We start from the raw sequence: 2,086 nt of genomic DNA, 5'->3' as shown, positions 1-2,086 counted from the left end.
AAATCAATGCCCATCATGATAACTAATGTCGCCAAATCGTTTGTCCATCCTCCGAATAAGTTAGCAATAAAACTGCCAATCGCTCCAATTACGGTAAGTACAGTTACTTTTGCTGTTGATACTTTTTCCATTCAATTACCTTCTTTCTTTAATTTAAAAAAGAGCCTAATAGACACCGCCTATCCTGCTCTGTATAAATACTCTCAATATTACATTAGCTTCAATTCTTGCAATTCCGTCCGTCGATGGCCTAATCGTTATCTCGTGCAACCCTCTTGTTACTTTACCGTTTTGCTTTGTTAGATAGTCTATAACGCTTAACCGATCAGCATTTAAACTGTTCTCTGGCATTTGTTGTCCGTCAACCGTAATTGTTAGCGCACTGGGTACCACCTTATCCAGTATGCTTATACCGAATACTAGGTCATGTGTATGATCCGGTAGATCAATTGGATGAGTATGAGTTGCCCACCCAGAGCCGATTGTCACCTTGTGCCTATGATCTCCACTATAAGCCTCTGATATGCTTGTGTTTATCTGTAATAGTGGTAATGAGCCCTCTTTAGATGTGGTTGTTTCCATTCCTCCGCCAGCAACACTCTTAGAATAAGCCTTGTATGGTCGTGTGCGAAATGATAAATCACAGGTGTTCACATTGACAATATCGTCATCAATATAAAACGGGATGACTACAGGGTTTGCAGCATCACAGTTATCCTGGTTGGAAAATGTCATTACGTTGGTTGCTCCCTGGCTATAAGCTTCATTGACCTGGATTTTTCGTTCTGTGTCCGCTTGGGTAGTGGCTATATCCGAGACTTTATTGTTAATCTGATACTCAACTTCAAATTCCCTTGATATATCTTTTATCTCCTCACCGATAATTCTAGCCAAGTATTCTTCATCATCTACGATAATTCGCGTAACCCCATTCAATACCTTTTCTTCACCTGCGTATTCTGGCAGAATGGATAAATCAGCGCTGCCAACCTCAAAACTAATCTTAGGTTCCTTCCATTGGTTAAGTAAAGATTGCGCATTGGCCAGCAGAGTTTCTGCATCTTCCGCTTTTTTGTCAATCCATATATAGCTTCTCTTGCCCCATTTCGCAATACTCTCATCGTCTTTTATATATCTTAATCCACCGTTTATCCTAGCTATATCAAGCTGATTCACACCCTCACCGGATCCTTTTGGGATAAGCCAGTTAACAATGTTCGTCGGATCTGATACTTTACTGAAATCTATCATGTCCTTACCCCATCGGATCTCCGCTTTAACATCATCTGAAGCTCGTATAAGATTTAGTTCCCAGGGGTAAACCTGCGTGTCAAAAGTAAATTCATATGCTTCGCTGAATGGCATTGGTATGCTTAATATTGGTGCCAACAATCCATTTTCATTCTCGAAGCTGTATTCAAAGTAATAGTTAAAGTCTACCTGACCAAGAACCCATCTTTTAGTTTCTTACAGATCTAATATACCTTGTAATACTTGTCTCGTTGAATAGCCACTAAATTGGTAATAACCATCTATTACATCATCTAGGAGCGTGGCAAAGACGTGCTCGCAAGAATAAGTTATGCTGTCGTCATTCGCACTTTTTATAGTCTCCGTAGGCATGATGCGATATAAACCATAATATCTACCAGATGAAGATGTGATCTCGATATAATTTAAATGGTCACACAAACTATTCTTTGGGTCTGTTTTAGGTAGAGAAAAAGTAGCTGTCCACAATTCATTCGTGAGCCTTTTAACCCTAACGCCATAAGCGTTTTCAAGTATGCCTATGTCGGATAGGTTTTTATCCTTAACTACAATCAATTTATCACCCTCTTTACATTAAAAAGAGACCCTCGATTCGAGAGCCTCTTAAAATTTAGTTACTTCGCAATAGAATCCAATTACGAATTTGCTTCAGCTTTATGTTTATTAAAATCATTTATAGGTTTATCATGGCGTATTACTCTAGCGGGAATTCCTACGGCTGTGCAATTATCGGGTACGTCGTTAATTACAACTGCATTTGCACCAATTTCACAGTTATCACCAATAATTAATGTTTTTTTATCACCTGGTAAAT

The 2,086-nt window shown here is 38.9% G+C and carries 1 pseudogene; it reads right to left on the bottom strand.

Annotation, left to right across the window (positions count from 1 at the left end):
* Nucleotides 1-165: 165 nt before the first annotated feature.
* Nucleotides 166-1,827 (bottom strand): annotated as a pseudogene (locus Q7P22_RS14195) (phage tail spike protein).
* Nucleotides 1,828-2,086 lie beyond the last annotated feature (259 nt).

This window comes from Alkalibaculum bacchi, from assembly GCF_937875145.1.
Taxonomy (GTDB): Bacteria; Bacillota; Clostridia; order Eubacteriales; family Alkalibacteraceae; genus Alkalibaculum; species Alkalibaculum bacchi_A.
The sequence above is the reverse complement of the archived record's forward strand: the minus strand, read 5'-3'. Positions and strand labels throughout refer to the sequence as shown.